Annotated in this window: 18 protein-coding genes, 7 tRNA genes and 2 rRNA genes; 24 read left to right on the plus strand and 3 right to left on the minus strand. The window is 30.2% G+C overall.

Features of this window, described 5'->3' with window-relative positions:
• Positions 1-278: 278 nt before the first annotated feature.
• From rrf to ACREV6_RS04915, 10 genes are all read left to right on the plus strand, one after another.
• Positions 279-395 (plus strand): 5S ribosomal RNA (gene rrf, locus ACREV6_RS04870).
• A gap of 5 nt (positions 396-400) precedes the next feature.
• A tRNA-Glu gene (locus tag ACREV6_RS04875) sits at positions 401-475 on the plus strand.
• Between the two features lie 10 nt (positions 476-485).
• Positions 486-569, plus strand: a tRNA-Leu gene (locus ACREV6_RS04880).
• Between the two features lie 10 nt (positions 570-579).
• Positions 580-653 (plus strand) — tRNA-Gly (locus tag ACREV6_RS04885).
• Positions 654-669: 16 nt separating this feature from the next.
• Positions 670-746 (plus strand) — tRNA-Arg (locus tag ACREV6_RS04890).
• A 9-nt stretch (positions 747-755) separates the two neighbouring features.
• Positions 756-830: transfer RNA gene (locus ACREV6_RS04895), tRNA-Gln, on the plus strand.
• Between the two features lie 4 nt (positions 831-834).
• A tRNA-Lys gene (locus ACREV6_RS04900) sits at positions 835-910 on the plus strand.
• A 10-nt stretch (positions 911-920) separates the two neighbouring features.
• Positions 921-995: transfer RNA gene (locus ACREV6_RS04905), tRNA-Glu, on the plus strand.
• Positions 996-1290: 295 nt separating this feature from the next.
• The gene (gene sfsA, locus ACREV6_RS04910; RefSeq protein WP_431576899.1) at positions 1291-1983 is read left to right on the plus strand and encodes a DNA/RNA nuclease SfsA; all 693 of its coding nucleotides are present in this window, start codon (positions 1291-1293) and stop codon (positions 1981-1983) included.
• Between the two features lie 105 nt (positions 1984-2088).
• Entirely contained in the window at positions 2089-2646 is a 558-nt protein-coding gene (locus ACREV6_RS04915; RefSeq protein WP_431576900.1) for an NAD(+) diphosphatase, read from the plus strand.
• A 119-nt stretch (positions 2647-2765) separates the two neighbouring features.
• Here the strand turns inward: ACREV6_RS04915 and ACREV6_RS04920 are convergent, their stop codons facing one another.
• Positions 2766-3110 carry a hypothetical protein gene (locus tag ACREV6_RS04920; protein WP_431576901.1) on the minus strand — a complete coding sequence of 115 codons (345 nt, stop codon included), beginning with the start codon at positions 3108-3110 and terminating at the stop codon, positions 2766-2768.
• 2 nt (positions 3111-3112) lie between these two features.
• Positions 3113-4354 (minus strand): DUF1576 domain-containing protein, encoded by a 1242-nt coding sequence (locus ACREV6_RS04925; RefSeq protein ID WP_431576902.1) that lies wholly within the window; start codon positions 4352-4354, stop codon positions 3113-3115.
• Positions 4355-4562: 208 nt separating this feature from the next.
• Between ACREV6_RS04925 and ACREV6_RS04930 the strand changes: the two genes are divergently transcribed.
• From ACREV6_RS04930 to ACREV6_RS04965, 8 genes are all read left to right on the plus strand, one after another.
• Complete coding sequence (locus tag ACREV6_RS04930) at positions 4563-5276, plus strand: hydrolase (RefSeq protein ID WP_431576903.1); 714 nt, start codon at positions 4563-4565, stop codon at positions 5274-5276.
• Positions 5277-5332: 56 nt separating this feature from the next.
• A complete protein-coding gene (locus ACREV6_RS04935) occupies positions 5333-5494 on the plus strand; it encodes a hypothetical protein (RefSeq protein WP_431576904.1) in 162 nt (53 codons plus the stop codon).
• Positions 5495-5649: 155 nt separating this feature from the next.
• On the plus strand, positions 5650-5838 hold the full coding sequence (locus tag ACREV6_RS04940; protein ID WP_431576905.1) for a hypothetical protein: 189 nt from the start codon (positions 5650-5652) through the stop codon (positions 5836-5838).
• 33 nt (positions 5839-5871) lie between these two features.
• Positions 5872-6060, plus strand: a complete 189-nt coding sequence (locus tag ACREV6_RS04945; protein ID WP_431576906.1) for a hypothetical protein — start codon at positions 5872-5874, stop codon at positions 6058-6060.
• Between the two features lie 340 nt (positions 6061-6400).
• Positions 6401-7474 carry a pyridoxal-phosphate-dependent aminotransferase family protein gene (locus tag ACREV6_RS04950; protein WP_431576907.1) on the plus strand — a complete coding sequence of 358 codons (1074 nt, stop codon included), beginning with the start codon at positions 6401-6403 and terminating at the stop codon, positions 7472-7474.
• A 144-nt stretch (positions 7475-7618) separates the two neighbouring features.
• The gene (locus tag ACREV6_RS04955; protein WP_431576908.1) at positions 7619-8530 is read left to right on the plus strand and encodes a D-2-hydroxyacid dehydrogenase; all 912 of its coding nucleotides are present in this window, start codon (positions 7619-7621) and stop codon (positions 8528-8530) included.
• 26 nt (positions 8531-8556) lie between these two features.
• Complete coding sequence (locus tag ACREV6_RS04960; protein WP_431576909.1) at positions 8557-9801, plus strand: DUF1015 domain-containing protein; 1245 nt, start codon at positions 8557-8559, stop codon at positions 9799-9801.
• A 110-nt stretch (positions 9802-9911) separates the two neighbouring features.
• Positions 9912-10679, plus strand: a complete 768-nt coding sequence (locus ACREV6_RS04965; RefSeq protein ID WP_431576910.1) for a tRNA threonylcarbamoyladenosine dehydratase — start codon at positions 9912-9914, stop codon at positions 10677-10679.
• A gap of 85 nt (positions 10680-10764) precedes the next feature.
• Here ACREV6_RS04965 and ACREV6_RS04970 read toward each other — a convergent pair whose 3' ends face one another.
• Positions 10765-11970, minus strand: a complete 1206-nt coding sequence (locus ACREV6_RS04970; protein WP_431576916.1) for a class I SAM-dependent methyltransferase — start codon at positions 11968-11970, stop codon at positions 10765-10767.
• Between the two features lie 380 nt (positions 11971-12350).
• On the opposite strand from ACREV6_RS04970, the gene ACREV6_RS04975 reads away from it, so the two are divergent.
• The 6 genes from ACREV6_RS04975 to ACREV6_RS05000 form a co-directional block, all read left to right on the plus strand.
• Positions 12351-13004 (plus strand): response regulator transcription factor, encoded by a 654-nt coding sequence (locus ACREV6_RS04975; protein ID WP_431576911.1) that lies wholly within the window; start codon positions 12351-12353, stop codon positions 13002-13004.
• On the plus strand, positions 13005-14426 hold the full coding sequence (locus tag ACREV6_RS04980; RefSeq protein WP_431576912.1) for a sensor histidine kinase: 1422 nt from the start codon (positions 13005-13007) through the stop codon (positions 14424-14426).
• A gap of 120 nt (positions 14427-14546) precedes the next feature.
• Positions 14547-15224, plus strand: a complete 678-nt coding sequence (locus ACREV6_RS04985; RefSeq protein ID WP_431576913.1) for a hypothetical protein — start codon at positions 14547-14549, stop codon at positions 15222-15224.
• A 414-nt stretch (positions 15225-15638) separates the two neighbouring features.
• Complete coding sequence (locus ACREV6_RS04990; RefSeq protein WP_431576914.1) at positions 15639-16829, plus strand: MFS transporter; 1191 nt, start codon at positions 15639-15641, stop codon at positions 16827-16829.
• Positions 16816-17757 carry a GNAT family N-acetyltransferase gene (locus ACREV6_RS04995; protein WP_431576915.1) on the plus strand — a complete coding sequence of 314 codons (942 nt, stop codon included), beginning with the start codon at positions 16816-16818 and terminating at the stop codon, positions 17755-17757. The genes ACREV6_RS04990 and ACREV6_RS04995 overlap by 14 nt, the downstream gene beginning before the upstream one ends.
• Positions 17758-18308: 551 nt before the next feature.
• Positions 18309-18398: ribosomal RNA gene (locus ACREV6_RS05000) — 16S ribosomal RNA — on the plus strand; the annotation flags it as partial.

Below are 18398 nucleotides of genomic sequence, written 5' to 3' on the forward strand. Positions count from 1 at the left end.
AGAGGTGTAAGCATGGTAACATGTTCAGCTGACTAATACTAATAAGTCGAGGGCTTGACCTTAATATAAGTAAAAATAATGCGATATACTTCTTTTGTAAAAAGAAGCGAAGGCTTTGAGCGTAAGCAAAAAGACTATTTCACTGTGCAATTTTGAGAGAATATTTTTCTGTAAAGAAAAAATTATCTCTATATAGGGATAATAATGAGAAGATATTTTATATCTAGTATCCGTAGTCAACGACGGTAGATTCTCAATTATTGTTTCTAAAAAACAAATCTGGTGATTATGGCATGAATGTAACACCCCTTCCCATACCGAACAGGTAGGTTAAGCTTCAATGCGCCAATGGTACTGCAGGGGTAACTTTGTGGGAGAGTAGGTTGTCGCCAGGTCATAAGGCTCCTTGGTCAAGCGGTTAAGACACCACCCTTTCACGGTGGTAACAGGGGTTCAATTCCCCTAGGAGTCACCATATATATATTGCAGGTGTGGCGGAATGGCAGACGCACTAGACTTAGGATCTAGCGCTTTACGGTGTAAGGGTTCAAGTCCCTTCACCTGCACCATATTTATTAAGCGGGTATAACTCAATGGTAGAGTGTTAGCCTTCCAAGCTAATTACGAGGGTTCGATTCCCTCTACCCGCTCCATTTTATATTTTAATATGTGTCTTTAGCTCAGTTGGATAGAGCAACGCCCTTCTAAGGCGTGGGCCGGGGGTTCAAATCCCTTAAGACACACCATTATATTGTTGGGATGTCGCCAAGCGGTAAGGCACCACACTTTGACTGTGGCATTCGTAGGTTCAAATCCTGCCCTCCCAGCCAATATGGTTTACTAGCTCAGTTGGTAGAGCACATGACTTTTAATCATGGTGTCCGGGGTTCGATTCCCCGGTAAGCCACCAAACTTTATAAGGCTCCTTGGTCAAGAGGTTAAGACACCACCCTTTCACGGTAGTAACAGGGGTTCAATTCCCCTAGGAGTCACCATAAAAAAAGTCCTTGCAAATGCAAGGGCTTTTTTGCTTACAATTTTTTGATTTAACGACATTTCAGAAGGAAGTCTCCCACTTCAATAAGTTAAGGGATAATAATTGAGAGTTGTTATCTACTCCAGAGCGCTGCAAGGGGGTAAATCTCCTTCTGAAGTCGTTAATTGCAGCATCGCAGATGATGATTTAATAAGATAATGACCAATGTATCCACATAAAATAATATTATGACTGTGGATAATGTTGATAACTTTTATAAATTAGTGTATATTTATAAAAATGGAGATGAAATTATGTTGATAGATAAAAGAGTTTTTATTGCAGAATTTATAATAAGACCAAATAGATTTGAGGCTTACGTAAATTTAAATGGCGAAGAATTAATAGTTCATGTTCCTAATACAGGAAGATGCAAGGAGATATTAATTCCTGGCTCCAAGGTTTTATTAAGAGAAGAGCTTAATCCTACTAGAAAAACACTATATGATCTAATTGCAGGCTATAAAAATAATAAAATCATTAATATAGATTCACAAATTCCTAATAAAGTTGTGGATGAAGCCTTAAAAAATAATAAAATAGAAAATCTTGTTAAATATAATATAATACAGAGGGAAAAAACTTTTGGAAACAGTAGATTTGATTTTAAACTATCTAATGATATGGGCGAAGATTATTATCTTGAGGTAAAGGGAGTCACCTATGAGGTAGAGGGTAAGAGTATGTTTCCAGATGCACCTACAGAGAGAGGAAGGAAACATTTAGTAGAGCTTATTGAGGCTAGAAAAATGGGTTTTGGAGCAGGGATACTATTTCTTATTCAAATGAATAACATAGATAATTTCTCTCCTTATGATGATATGGATAGAGCTTTTGGACAGGCATTAAGATTAGCGCACAGTGTGGGCGTTGACATTTATGCTTATGAATGTGAAGTTGGTGAAAAGTTTATAACCTTAAGTCAGCCAGTTAAGGTTGTTTTATAATTATTTTTATACATCTTATTGATAATTGTTTTAAAATAAGCAATAATTGAACTAGATTTAAAATAAGTGGTTGAAAAATAAAATAGATGCTAAGGAGGAAAAATTTTGAAATTTATATATTGCCCAATTTGTGGAAAAGAATTAATTGAAAAATACAGCTGGGATGAAGGTGGGGTTCCATATTGCCCTGTGGATGATATTATGTATTTTAACACACCAAAACCATGTGTAGTAGTTGCAGTTATGAAGGGTAAAGAAATTTTACTTCTTAAACAAAGTTATATTTTCAAGAATTCAAAGGTATTAGTATCAGGATATGTAACCAATGGAGAATCTGTTGAAGAGACTGTATACAGGGAAGTTAAAGAGGAAACAGGAATAACGGTTGGAGATATAAAATATTTGGGAAGCGATTATTTAGCATCTAAAGAAATTATAATGCTAACTTTTAGGGCTACATATATTGAAGGGGAAATAAGTAAGTCCTCTGAAGTTGAATGGGTTGATTGGTCAAATATAGATGATGCTCTCTGCGAAATGAGTGAAGACAAAATAGGAAAAAGAGTTGTTAGAAAATTGCTAAAGGAAATTGAATATAAGGGAAAAAACGCATATAGATGCGATATAGAAACTGATTGTACAGATATTATAGAGGAAGAGTAAAGATTCATAAAATAATAGTACGTGGAATTAGGTTAATTAATTATTTTAGAAGGAGCAACAATTAGTAATTATTGCTCCTTCCGAAATTGTAGACTGAAAAATAATGCAAACTAAGCTCTTTATGGGATCCTAGTTAAAAGTATTTCAAGATACTCACCATCAACATAGATTATGTGAGCTTCATCAATCATCATGCCTACAAGAGTAAGCTCTGAATAGGAATCACTATCACCGGTAAGGTTCCAATAGTATTCTTCCATTTCATGACATCTCTGTGCAGTGAGGGACCTCTCTAAAAGTTCAAGGTCTTCTTTGGATATAGTGGAAATTTGTGCTCTTATAAATATGATTACTTTTTCATCTTCTTTACTTATATCAATATGAACGTTTTCTGAACCATGGTTATAACAATAGCCCATTAATTCATTTACTATTTTTATATTTCTTTGATGTGTATGTTTCAATATTATTTAAGCTCCTTTCTAAATGCAGTAATAATTGGTATAAGGATTATACATACTATTCCTCCTGCAAAACCGTTGTTGTATAAATTTAATCCTCCATGAAGATAGGCAAGATTCATCATTAAGCAAATGTGTAAAAAACCAGCAAGGGCACCATAGGCCCATCCAAATTGTCCTGAAATAGGAGCAAGTGTTGAACTAAATAAAATACCTAAGACCATGCTAGGCGAATTAATTGGCCAAATATTTAATAGAGATGAAAGTGTTGCACCTATCATAACAGGGAATACATTTCGTAGGTGTTTTCCAAATGCACCAAACCCAACAATGGTTAATATTCCACCCATAGTAGGTCCATTTAAATCCCCACCAATTACAAGTAAAAAAACAGTGGCATATATACCTAGAATGCCCATGTTTATCATAGTAATACCTCTTCCAAATAAGAGGTAATAATCACTTACGAGTCTACCTGGCTGTTTATAAAGTTTGAATAAATTTTTAAAACTTTTATTATTATCTATATATCCAACTAAGATCATTACTATAAATAAAGAAATTAAGATTATAGAGAAAAATAGATTATTTCCTGTAGACCAAAGTAATCGGCTTTCAAAATTTATACCAAAAGCTCTTAATAAGGACATGAGTAGGGTTGCAAGAAGTCCAGCTGCAAAACCTATATTATAAAGATTATAACCTTGATGAAGCTTTAGACAATAAGCTGCCATTGGAGGAAAAATAAAACCAATAAAAGCGCTTAAAAATACTCCTATAATGATATTTCCCTCAAAAGGTAAATGACCAGAAAATGCCAATTCGTTAACGGTAGGAGATAAGGTTGTGGCAAATAGTGCTATTAGAACATAACTTATAAACTTTTCTTTTTGATATTTAGAGTATAACCAAATTCCAAAAATAATTGGCCAAATATTCACAATATTTTTCCCGAAAAGAGAGAACCCAGCCATTGTAAATAGTGCAGCTACAGTAGAACCATTTGGTTTTATTCCAACATATATAAGAAGTGATATAGAGGCTAAAACTACTAGTGACATATTAATAAAAGTAGCACCTATACCCGCAAGCTCTATATAATCTGTTATTAGTATGTTAGATTCAAAAAGTATTTTTTTAAAGCCTAGAAAAATTTCTTTTGGGGTGTCCATAACAAAGGCCAAAATCATGAAAAATAAACATAAGCAAATAAACATATAATAGGTGGAATGAATTTTCCGTCGCATTAAGGACCTCCTTTATATTATAAACTTAAACTCTATGTAATTATTTTATAGTAAATATAAAATAATTACTAGTATAAATAAAACAATATATGAATTGTGGGTAGAATTAAACAACAATTGTAAGTATAATTATGATATTAATAAAATATAGTAACATCATAAAAATCTAGTTAAATATTATATAAATAAAAAAGGAAGAGGGACAGAAATGGAAAAAAACAATGAAAATAAAAATTTGAACAAAAAAGTACCTCAAATAAAAGGAACTTTGAGAAGTCATATGATAGAGCTACCAGCTGCAATAAGAGATGCCAGTGGTATTGTAATATTTGGGAAAAGATTAAAGTCTTTTGTTTTTACCACTGATGTAGCAGTTATAAGAAATACAAACGCTGATGCAGTTATTGCGGTATACCCATTTACACCTCAGCCTATAATAACAGAAGCATTACTACTGGCGGCAGATGTACCAGTATTTTGCGGTGTTGGGGGAGGAATTACTACAGGTCAAAGGGTAACAAATTTAGCACTAGATGCTGAGTTCAAAGGTGCTATGGGGATAGTAGTTAATAGTCCAATACCCAATGAAGTTGTAACACAAATAAGGGAAACTATAGATATTCCGATAATAGTTACTATTGTATCAGAATTTGAAGATATAGAAGCAAGAATAAATGCGGGAGCAACTATACTTAATGTCTCAGGGGCAAAAAGGACAGCCTATATAATTAGAAAAATAAGGGAAAAACATCCTGATTTTCCAATAATAGCAACAGGCGGTCCTAATAATGCAAGTATAATAGAAACAATACAAGCAGGAGCTAACGCAATTACCTATACACCACCAATAGTAGCAGATATCTTAAATGAAATAATGATTAAGTACAGAAAAAAGTATGAGGCAGAAAATATAGGAGAATAGTATATTATATAATAACTTTTAAGAAATTAATTTAAATTAAAGTGGTAGGTGATAAAATGGCTGTAGGTGGAGATAATTGTGATAAATGCCCTGAAGCACTAACAAAAAAATGTGATGGAGAAGCTTCCGATTGCATTTGTAAAAGATGTCCTAGGAATTTAGGGCAGTGTTTAACTACAAAATACTGTAGAGAAACTGAATCTATAATTAATATATAATTATAAATAACATATAAAAGCTACTAGAACATTTTATTTTGTGTTTTAGTAGCTTTTTTATAATTTAAAACTAATTTTATATAATAAGAATTGAAAACTTAATTAAAAGGAACAATAAAATTAATATGTAAAACTATTATTGTTTGGAGGATTTTATGGTTTCAAGTGAAATAAAAATGAGAGTAGCTCAGAATTGTCATGGATATAGACCTAAATATTACATGGGGCTCATGAATAGCATTACTTATGGGTCAGAAAGTTGTAGTAGTTGTGTTAATTACGTAAAAGAAAAATGTACAGAGGGATTATTCGATGGAGTTAGGGAAATAATAAGTATAAATTGACTATTTCTAAAAATTAAAAGGAGGAATAATATTATGCCCAATATAGAACAGATGTCCCATGTAGCAAATAGTTGTAATGGATATGATTCAGTAGGTATGGGATTTCAATCTTCAATAGGTACAGAATTTAGTAAAAGTTGTAGTAACTGTCATCATTTAAAAAATGATAAATGTGAGGTTAATTTATACGATAAAGTTTTAGCAGGACTCGATCAAGGTTAATGCAGATAATAAATCACTAATAATCTAATAGTAACTCTTTGAAGGTAGTTTTCTCACACTTAGTAGATATAATAAACATGTGTTGTTATATTAAGTGTGAGTTATTACCTTTTAAAATACTATTGTAAGGTTAAATTAAAGAATATTTTACAAAATATGTTAGAATAGTGTATGCTTATATATGATAAATGTAGAATATTAGCTAAAATTATTATAAAATTTATTTCTATTATATTGAGAAAATTATGTTTAAGTGTTAAAATGAAATGGGTTACTAGACTTCAAGACAAATCACAAAATGAATAATAAATGGCAAAAGCCAAAACTTGGAGGGTGAATTATGCATAAAAGATTATTTATACCAGGACCAGTAGAGGTAGCAGAAGATGTACTTCAAAAAATGGCTACTCCTCAAATATCACATAGAGGTAAAGAAGCATCTGCATTACAAAGAAACATTAGTGATAAAATGAGAAAAGTTTTTAATACTAAAGAAGAAATATTACTTTCAACTAGTTCAGGAAGTGGACTAATGGAAGGTGCGGTTCGTTCATGTACAGCAAAAAGAGCAGCAGTATTTTCAGTAGGAGCATTTGGAAACAGATGGTTTGAAATGTGTACAGCTAATGGAGTACCAGCAGATAAAATAGAATCTGAATGGGGACAACCAACAACTCCAGAAATGATTGAAGCAGCTTTATCAACTGGGAAATATGACTTAATAACTATTACTATGAACGAGACTTCAACAGGACTTATGAATGATATGAAAGCTCTTTCAGATGTATACAAAAAATACCCTGAGGTTGTAGTATGTGTTGATACAGTAAGCAACGCTGCTGGAACAGAAGTAAAAGCAGACGAATGGGCTATAGATATCTGTATTACTTCAACTCAAAAATGTTTAGGATTACCTGCAGGAATGGCTATTTGTTCATTCTCAAAAAAAGCAGTAGAAAGAGCTAAACAAGTTACAAACAGAGGAGTATATTTCGATTTATTAGGAATGTATGACTATGTTCAAAAGAAAGATTATCAATATCCATCTACTCCTTCACTTGCACATATGTTTGCATTAGATTATCAACTAGATAAAATACTTGCAGAAGGTTTAGAGAATAGATACGCAAGACATATTGCTGGTGCTCAGCTTGTTCGTGCATGGGCTAGAAAATATTTTGAAGTGTTCCCTGATGAAAATTATTTGTCAAACACGTTAACTAACATAAAAAACACAAGAGAAATTAATGTTTCTGACTTAAATAAAAAATTAGGCGAAAAAGGCTTTATGATTTCTAATGGTTATGGAAAATTGAAAGATAAGACTTTTAGAATAGCTCATATGGCTGAAACTACACCAAAAGAAATAGAAGAGCTGTTAGTTATAATTAGCGAAATTTTAGGACTTAAATAATTAAAAATTAAAATTAAGAATGAAAAATTATAATTTAATTTTTCATTCTTAATTTAACTTTAAGTAATCATTGAAAATAATATGCTATAGTGGGATGAACCATTAAAGTATAACGTTTTCTGTATATAAAAGAGGAGGCTTATCATGATTAGAGTATTAGTTACTGATGGTATGGAGAAAAATGCTGTTGAAGAGTTAAAAGCTAAGGGATTCGAAGTTGTTGAACATTTTTATGAACCTGAAGTTTTAGGTGAAGCATTAAAAGACTTTGACGTAATTGTGGTTAGATCTGCAACAAAGGTTAGACAACCAATAATTGACAAAGCAGTAGAAGCAGGAAGACTAAAGCTTGTAATACGTGGCGGAGTTGGCGTTGACAATATAGATGTAGCATATGCTATGGAAAAAGGTATAAAAGTTTCTAACACTCCAAATGCAAGTAGTGCATCTGTAGCTGAACTTGCCCTTGCTCATATGTTTGCAATATCAAGATTTATTAATATTTCTAATGTATCTATGAGGCTGGGCAAATGGGATAAGAAAAAATATGAAGGCGTAGAGATTAGCGGAAAAACTTTAGGTCTTGTTGGATTTGGAAGAATATCAAGAGAACTTGCTAAAAAAGCATCTGCACTTGGTATGACAGTTATATATACAGATATAATAGGGAAAGCTAAAGATTGTGATGAGTATGAATTCTGTGAATTAAATGATGTTTTAAAAAGAGCAGATTATCTATCATTACATATACCATTCTTTAAAGAGCAGGGAGCTCTTATAGGAAAGGATCAATTAGGTATGATGAAAGATGGTTCATTCTTAATCAACTGTGCTAGAGGTGGAGTAGTTGATGAAGCTGCATTACTAGAAGCACTAGATAATGGTAAACTAGCAGGGGCTGGAATAGATGTTTTTGTTGAAGAGCCAACTAAAAATGAAGCACTAGTTAACCATCCTAAGGTTTCTGTAACACCACATATTGGTGCTGCAACTAAAGAAGCTCAAACAAGAATAGGAACTGAGATAATAAGCATTATTTGCGATTATTTCAAATAAATTAATTAATCAGAGGAGGAATAATCATGGCAGTAGTAAGACCTTTTAAAGCATACAGACCACAATTAGATTTAGTAGAGAAAGTAGCAGCTCTTCCTTATGATGTTATGAACAGTGAAGAAGCTAGAGAAATGGTAATAGGAAAACCTTATTCATTTTTACATGTTGATAAACCAGAGGTAGATTTAGAACCAGGCATAGATATTCACAGTGAGCAAGTTTATCTTAAAGCTAGTGAAAATCTTAAAAAAATGATTAATTATAAAGTGTATATGCAAGAAGAAAAACCTTGTTTGTATATTTACAGACAAATAATGGATGGAAGACCTCAAACTGGTATAGTTGCTTGTGCTTCAATTGATGATTATATAAATGATATAATTAAAAAACATGAGTTAACAAGAGCAGATAAAGAGCTTGATAGATTTAATCATGTAGATTATACAAATGCTAATACCGGACCAATATTCTTAACATATAGACATAAAGATGAAATAGACTCTTTAGTTAAAAACTGGACAGAAACAAAAACACCAGTGTATGATTTTAAATCTGAAGATGGTGTATCTCAAATTATTTGGGTTATAGATGAGGAAGAGGTTATTAATAAGCTATCAGCTCTATTTGCTGCAACAGATTATTTATATATAGCTGACGGCCATCATAGATCAGCTTCAGCTGTTAAAGTTGGACTAAAGAGAAGAAAAGAAAATCCATCATATACAGGTGATGAGGAATTCAATTTCTTCTTATCAGTTATATTCCCAGATAATGATTTATATGTAATGGATTATAATAGAGTTGTAGCAGATTTAAACGGAAACTCATCAGAAGAATTTATGAATAAAGCTTCTGAAAAATTTGATATTACGATTTATGAAGGTGAAGGCCAATTTAAGCCAGAAGTTCAAAGAACATACGGAATGTTCTTGGATGGAAAATGGCATAAACTAGCTGCTAAAGAAGGAACTTTTAATATGAAGGATCCAGTAGATAGACTAGATGTATCAATACTTCAGAATAATTTATTAGAGCCAATTCTAGGAATTGATGATCCAAGAACAAACTCAAGAATTGATTTCGTAGGTGGAATAAGAGGACTTTCTGAGCTTGAAAGAAGAGTTAATGAAGGAATGAAAGTTGCCTTCTCTATGTGTGCTACAACTATGGACGATTTAATGGATATAGCAAATGCAGGAAAGACAATGCCTCCTAAATCAACTTGGTTCGAACCAAAATTACAAAGTGGAATATTTGTCCACGAATTATAATTTAACGAAAGACCACGCATATGCGTGGTCTTTTTGTGTATTTAGGGTATAATAAAATTATAAAATTGATTTTTTAAAATTATATTATACATTACAAAGGAGAGAAACATATGCCACAGCATTCATTGTCAAGAACAGAGTTACTAATAGGTATGGATAGTTTAAATAAATTAAAAGAAAGTAAGGTAGTAGTTTTTGGAATAGGTGGAGTTGGTAGTTATACAGTTGAGGCACTAGCAAGAGCTGGTGTTGGGAAATTGGTATTAATAGATGACGATACAATATGTTTAACAAATTTAAATAGGCAAATACATGCTACATTTAAAACTATAGGTAAAAGTAAGGTTTTAGTAATGAAGGATAGAATTCTTGAAATAAATCCTAAATGCGAAGTTATCACTCATGAAACTTTTGTAACAGCGGACAATATAGGGGATATTATTACGCTCGATACAGATTATGTGGTAGATGCTATTGATACAGTAACTTCAAAAATAGCTTTAGTGGAATATTGCAAAGAGCAGAGTATCGATATTATATGCTGTTTGGGTACAGGGAATAAATTAGATCCAACTTTATTTAAGGTTGCAGATATTTATGATACAAAAGTATGTCCACTTGCAAAGGTTATGAGACATGAACTTAGAAAGAGAAATGTTGACACGCTTAAGGTGGTTTATTCTGAGGAAATTCCTATAAAGCCAAAGCTGGACGAAGTTATAACATGTAAAGAAGGATGCGTATGCACCGGAGGATCAAAAAAATGTGCTATAAAAAGACAGATTCCGGGTAGTATATCCTTTGTTCCTCCAGTAGCAGGTATGATAATTGGTGGAGAAGTCATTAAGGATTTAATTAAAGTGAAAGATAATATTTAAAACTATAGATAAAGATATTAAAATAAAGATAAGAGTGGAAATTAATGAACTCCTATCTTTATTTTATTTGAAATTAATTTTATGGTTATACTTCCCAGTCGTTTAAAAATGAATATAATGCAGGATAAACATTTAAACTACTCATTAAAGATATATAGTCATCCATAGCTTTATCATTTTCAGTGGAAGTCCTTATAGCTCTTATCATTGTGTTTTTAGGTGTTTCCAGTGGAGATATATATTCCACTACAGAAACCTCGTATCCTTTAGATTCTAACATCAAGCAGCGCATTCCATCTGTTAAAATATCTGCCATTCTTGTTTTAAATACACCCTGCTTTAGTATATTCTTAAAGGGTTCATAAGAATATTGACTTGAAAATTCTTTATGGCAACATGGAACAGCAACTATTACATCGGAGTTTACTCTTATGCCTAGGGCTAATGCCATATCTGTAGCGGTATCACAAGCATGCAAGGACAATACTACATGTATATTTTTAGTAGGTTTGTAATCTTTAATATCTATAGCCTGAAATTCCATATTTCTATAATTTAAATTTTTGGCCATGATTTTACAAGATTCTATTACAGATTCAGAGTAATCTAGCCCAATAAAATGGCATTTTTTCCTTTTAACTTCTGTTAAATAATAGTTAAGTACAAAGGATAAATAAGATTTTCCACAGCCGCAATCTAAGATATTCACTATTTCATTTTTAGGAAGTTTATCTAAAATCCCTTCTAATAGTTCTACATAGCGATCAATTTGATTATATTTTCTTATTTTATCATTTTTAACTTTACCATCCTTACTCATTATTCCTATTTCTTTTAGTAAATTATCTGCGCTGCCAATCTTTATATAGTAATCTCTATTTAAAAGGGTAGAAGTTGTTCCACTAATACTCGCAGAGGGTGATTTAGAAGAAACATTATTTGAGTCGTCTGCATCTGTAGGATCCACATCTAAGTTCTTCATAGTTACATTTTTATTATCCACAGATATTAGAATCACAGAGCCCCTTTCACTATAAATTAGTGATAGACTATCATAGCTTTCAGCTTCCTTAATTATGTTAGAAAATAACTGAGATATACTTAAAATTTCTGTTTTGCCATTAAAATTGTACTTAATATCTCCATTGTTATAGAGTCCTGTTCCCTTAAATTCCTTTAGGCCAGATATGTAGGTGGTATTAACTTGCTTGAATATTGAGGAGTTTTCAGAGAATCTATTTTCAAGACCCATTAAAAAAAGTTTTAATTTATTAATATTTTGCTTATTTATTGTGCTCAACCCTTTCGTTTATAATTATGTGCAGTCTATATTACAAGTATAGCAAAAATTTAAAAGCTATTGAATAAAAATATAATATTATAGTTTTAACCATAAAGTAGAGTTGCAAACATAAAAGTAACTAAATGTAAATAAAGGTGTATAATATATTTAATTGTAATTATTTACGTTATAATAAGCGAGATTAAGTATTTAATTAAGAATAATGAATAATAAAATATTATATATGTAATAAATTACAAAATAAGAAGATCAATGCATTATAATAAAATGTTGATGGAGTTATTTTATAATAATTTATTTGCGTAGATTTTACAACTTATAAATACTTTATATACAATCAGATTTGAGAGGATAGTGAATTGATAAAAATGGAAAAGATATTAATTGTGGAAGATGATCCGACAATTTCAGATATAATTAAACTGAATTTAAACATAGTTAATTATAATACTAAACAAGCTTATGATGGACAAGAAGCAATCGAGTTAATTGAAAAAGAAAAGTTTGATTTAATTATTTTAGATGTTATGATTCCTAAAATGGATGGGTTTGGTGTTATGGAAAAGATAAAACATATAGATGTTCCAGTAATTTTTTTAACTGCCAGAGATTCATTAGCAGATAGAGTAAAGGGATTAAAAATGGGGGCTGATGATTATATAGTAAAGCCATTTGAAACTATAGAACTTCTAGCAAGAGTTGAAGCAGTTTTAAGACGTTACGGTAAGAAGAGTAACAAACTAGTTATAAAAAATGTAGATATATATATACAAGAGAGAATTGTAAAATATGAAGGTGAAATTGTAGATTTAACTATGAAAGAATTTGAACTCTTAAAACTTTTAGTTGAGAATAAAGGTATAGCTTTATCCAGAGAAAAAATTTTAGAGAAAATTTGGGGATACGATTACTTAGGAGAGACTAGAACTGTCGATATGCATATTCAAAAGCTTAGAAAAAAACTTAATTTAGAGGAAAGGATAAAAACTGTATACAAAATTGGTTACAGATTGGAGATATAAATGAAGTTTTGGCAGAAGATATTTATATATTCATTATTGTTATTTTTAGTAATATTTAATTTTGGTGGTATTTTTTTAATACAAAATAGTCATAATTTAAGTTTGAAAAGAGAGATAGATAGGTCATTAGGCGAGCACAAGAATATTTCAGCAGGAATTAGTTATTATAATATGATTTCAAATAGTTATTTATATATGGGTGAATCTGAGAAAATTGAAGGTAACTATAAAAAAACCATTAAAAACTATTTGGGGAAAGTTACTTCTAAAGAGATTTATTTAGAGGTTTTAGGTGAAAATGATAATGTAATTTTTACCAATATTGATTTTAAAGCTTTAGGAGAAAGAGAAGAGGTAAAAAATGCACTTTCTGATAAAAGGAAATATATTATAAGAGATATAGAAAATAGAACATTACTATTTGTAACTAGTTTAGTAAATATAAAAGGAGTAGATTTAAAATTTTCATATATTCGTGATGTAACATATATTTATGAAGATAAAAAAGAACAATATAATTTTTTTATTCAATTATCAATTATGGTAACTATAATTTTAGCTATTGGTATGTATATCTTAAGTAAGTATATTACAAGTCCTATAGATAATCTAATAAGCATCACAAGAATAGTATCAAAGGGTAATTATTCAAAAAGAGTAGAGATTAATTCTAAGGACGAAATCGGTATTTTAGCACAAAACTTTAATGAAATGGCATCTGCTGTTGAGGGGAAAATAAATGAGTTAGAAATTAAAGCAGAAGAAAAACAAAGATTCATAGATAATTTCACCCATGAATTAAAAACGCCATTAACTTCTATAATTGGATATGCGGATTTTCTTCGGTTAACTTCATATAATGAAGAAATATTTATAGAAGGGTTAAGTCATATATTTGAAGAAGGAAAAAGACTAGAAGAATTATCATGGAAAATGATGGATTTAATATTACTTAAAAGAGAAAATTTTAAAATGAGAAAAGAAAGCATAGAAAATATACTGATAGATTTAAAAGATTGTTTAAAGCCTAAATTGCAGAAGAAAAATATAAACTTAATAATTTGTAGTAAAGAATATGAAATCATTGCGGAAGTAGATTTAATTAGAAATTTAATTAGTAATCTCGTTGATAATTCTATTAAAGCATCAAAAGAAGGTAGTAATATATATTTAAATGTATATAAAAATAAAGAAAGTAAAATTGTACTTGAAATAAAAGATGAAGGTATAGGAATTTCAGAACAAGATATTCCTAAAGTTTTTGAAGCCTTTTATGTGGTTGATAGATCGAGAACTAGAGGTAACAATGGTGCTGGACTTGGACTTGCTATATGTGCTGAAATAGCAAGAATACATGAAGCTGAATTAGAAATAAGAAGTGAAATAAACAAGGGAACAACTATAAAAATAGTATTTTATTAGATTTTACAACTAATTTACAACTAACAGATAGTTTGTATAAATACTTATCATATACTTTAGTTGTAGCAAGAAAATAAAACAAATTAAGTTTAAGCTAAGATTATAAGGAGGAAAAATATTATGAAATCAAAAGGAATAATGGCATTAGTATTAATCGGAACGGTAAGTTTTGGTGGAGTTAAAGCTTTTGCACAGATGTCAGAAAATACAGTGACAAAGAATACAGTAATGACTGAAAAGGTTGTTATACAAGCAAGTAAGAAAGAAAATAATGAAGATATACTTAAAGAAGTAGTACTAAATGCTTTTGAAAAATATTTTAATGAAAAAATAGATGTTAAGAATTTAAAAGAAAACATACAAGTAATTAAAGCAGATGTTGAATGGAATTCACGTCGAAAAGTTTATTCCGAAATAAGTTGGACAAATAGCAATAAAAGTTACTATGCTCTTGTAGAAAATGATGGACAAATAATTGACATGGGAATTATTTTCAATACACAAAAGGGTTCACAAAAGGTTACTTTAATTGAATTAGAAGAAGCTAAAAAAATAGCAGTTGATTTTATAAAGCAAAAGAAATTGGTAGAAGATGTTGAGACATTAGGTTTTTTAGGGGAAGCAACGATTTCACCTGAAACATGTGGTATTGTGTATAAATACGGAAAAGGTAAAGGCATACTTGTTTCGGTAGATTCTTCTACAAAAAAAGTGCAACAGTTTTCATATAAGACTGAAAGTGATGCTCAAAAATGTGTAGAAAATACGGGTTATAGAGAAAATGGAATACTGGGATAAAATTATGCGCAATGATGGTAGTAGTTTTAACAAATGATTTTATTTAGAAAAATAATTTATTAAATTCTCAAGTTTAGTATTATAAAATAAAATAATTTAGAAAGAGCATTATTTTTTACTATTAGTATCAAGTTAGTATAAAAAATGTTCTTTTATTTTTGTTAATATTGTTTTTTTATGCATATGGTGGTGAAACATCGCAGGTGATGATTTAGCAATATAACAGAATTGCTAATAGAAAATGAGGAAAGGTCGTATATTGGTTATTTTCTATATTTAACCATAATAATTTGTGCTATAATAAATTTGATTAATAAAAATAAAAATGAAGTTGCAATAGAGAATTAAGAGAGATAATTCCTCAGACTACTAAAACTAGGAGGACACCCTAGAGGACTATAAGGAGGAAATTAATTGAAAAACAAAAATAATGCTATAGTTATAATTTTTCTATTTATCGCTATGGCGCTAAATGCAATGGCTGAAAATACTAAAGGAATATTTATACCATCTTTTAAATCGGACTTTAATATAGATAATACGGGTATAGGTATAATGATTTTTATTGGTTCATTATCATACATATTGTTTTCTTATATTGGCGGCATACTTTGCGAAAAAATAGGACAAAAGAAGGTTATTATATTAGGGCTCAGCTGTATGGTCTTATCATTGGCATTAATGTCGGTAGTAGACAGCTATACATTTTTTTTAATAAATATGTTCATTATGAATATAGGACTTGCACTTACAAGTATATCTATAAATACATTAGTGCCAGTATTACTTCTAAGTTATCAAGCAATTCTTATGAATATAATTCATTTTTGTTATGGCGTAGGTGGGGCTACAGGGCAAGCTCTAGGTGGAATATTAATGACCAAGGGATTTACTTGGAGGAATATATATCTAGGAATATCATTGCTATTTGTAATACTACTCATAGCATTCACTTTTATAAAAATGCCTCATACTCATAAATATAGTGAAAGCAATAAAATAAACAAATTGGAGCTGTTAAGAAATAAAGTAATTTATTTCTATGTATTTGCATTAGGATTTTATGTATTTTCGGAGGTAGCTACAGTAAGCTGGCTTGTGAATTATATAAAAGATAATTATAAATATAATAGCAGTAAGAGTGCTTTTTATAGTGTTATGTTTTTAGTTATATTTAGTATAGGAAGATTAGTTGGAGGATTTGTAGTTGAAAAGCTAGGATGTTTAAAAACAACTATGGGTTCTCTAATAATTGCAGTATGCTTATTCACCTTAGGACTAGTTGTTGGAGAAAAGGGGCTTATAATAATATCTGTTTCAGGTTTGTTTTTTGCAATAACCTTTCCAACACTTGTGCTTACCATAAGCAAGGTATTTAAGCAAAACACTGCTTACATAACAGGAGTAATAGTTACATTAACATCTTCAGTTAATATGTTGCTTAATTTAGTAATAGGTAAACTAAATGATAGGGTTGGTACTTATTTTGCCTTTTATATGATACCAATAAGTCTAATAATATCAATTATTTTTATATACCTTATATATATAAACACAAAAAGTAGTTTTACTGCAGATAGTGGGGTTAACAATGAACAAGGGTAAGTATGTGAGCTTAGAAGCTCTAAAAGGAAATGAGAGAGAGTATGTAATAAAAGACAATGCTTATATCATACTAGGAAGAATATTTATAATAGAATTAGATAAACAAAACAAGTATTGTCAATTTAGATTGAAGTTTCATAGAAGTAATAATGGAAGTTACGAGTATTTAAAAGATACATTAAATCTTATGCTGAATATATTGTTCAAAAACATGGGAATAAATAAAGTGAACGTCATAGCCCATGAAAACATAAATACACATGCTTTTACTGATCTAGGCTTTGAGTTAGAAGGTATTATTACAGATAGTGTAATATATAAATCTGAATACCAATCGGAACTTATGTTGGGTATAAATAGTTTTGTCTTTAATAGAAGGTTAATAAAAAAAGAGTTAGCGGTCAAAGGTAGCAATATTAAAATACGGGGATTAATTCCAAATGATGCGGAAGAAGTGTTAGATTATCATATAAGAAACAGAGAATTTTTAAGGCGATTTGAACCTTCTAGAGATGAGGGGTTTTATACAATAGACAGCCAGAAGCATACTTTAACAGAGAGCTACAAACAATTTCTAAAGGGTACTGGCGTTAATTTAGGTATATATAGCATCAATAAACTTATTGGAAAAATAAGAATATCTAATATAGTTATGGGTGTTTTTAAAAATGCTTTTATAGGTTATTCTTTGGATGAAAATGAGCAAGGTAAAGGGTATATGAGGCAAGCAGTTAAACTTGTAGTAGAATATGCTTTTGATGAATTAGAATTACATAGAATAGAAGCAACTACTTTAATAGATAATGAAAAATCACAAAGGGTTTTAATAAACTCTGGGTTTAAAGAACTTGGTATAAGTGAAAAGTACTTATACATAAATGGTGAATGGAGAGACCACATGGTTTTTTATAAGGTTAAGGATAGTTAATTAGTCTATAAAATAGAAATTTTATTTATAATTAAAATAGCTGAAAGAGTATAAATTTTTATAAATCCAGGTATTTGGGCTGAGTTTATAGGAATATATGTGTATACTAGTCCTAGTGTATCTGTATAAGAAAAACGTCGAATAAGTAAGAAAGTAAGATTATTGTGAACCTATATTGAGATAAAAACTATATGACTTAAAATAGATATAATAGATTATGATAAAATATTAAATGTTGTTGCAGTTTAGCGATGACTAAGTAATCATTATAGCATAACAGAAAATTTAGTTTAAACATTAAAAAAACTGTTGACAGATGATTAAATAACTGATAAAGTAGTAGAAGTCGTCACATGATGACAAAGCAAGTTGGTCTTTGAAAATTAAACAGAGAAATAGGTAAAATAGCGAAATAACATTTCGCTTGACCAGTTAATTACTTTAGATAAAAAAGTAATTTTAGTCGTAAGACTAAAAAGTATGTAATGAGCTTGCTAACCAGCTTAACAGTTGGCGCAGATTATTCATTTCAAATAAAAAGTGTAAACTTTTAAATTGAGAGTTTGATCCTGGCTCAGGACGAACGCTGGCGGCGTGCCTAACACATGCAAGTCGAGCGATGATTCGCTTCTTCGGAAGCG

Origin of the sequence: Clostridium sp. (assembly GCF_050717515.1) — a bacterium.
Classification (GTDB): domain Bacteria; phylum Bacillota; class Clostridia; order Clostridiales; family Clostridiaceae; genus Clostridium_AD.